At 47.6% G+C, this 231-nt stretch carries 1 pseudogene; it reads left to right on the plus strand.

From position 1 onward, the window contains the following. Positions 1-10: 10 nt before the first annotated feature. A pseudogene (locus tag A3773_RS17440) lies at positions 11-231 on the plus strand (hypothetical protein); the annotation flags it as partial.

Consider the following 231-nt stretch of genomic DNA (forward strand, 5'->3'; position numbering starts at 1 on the left):
AAGGAAGCGTATGCCGCATAACCTATTCAGTTGGCTACCCGGTAGCGAGCATCTGAACCAGTTTATGACGCAAGGTGGGCCTGTATTATGGTGGCTCGCCGCGGTGGTGTTTATTTTTTGGTTAGTGGCCTTTGAACGAGTGATCTATTTCGCCAAGGTCTTTCCTACCGAGAAAAAAAACTGGGTTGAGAAATGGGTAGCGCGTCAAGATCATTACTCTTGGTATGCTCA

The organism is Neptuniibacter pectenicola (assembly GCF_001597735.1).
Taxonomy (GTDB): Bacteria; Pseudomonadota; Gammaproteobacteria; order Pseudomonadales; family Balneatricaceae; genus Neptuniibacter; species Neptuniibacter pectenicola.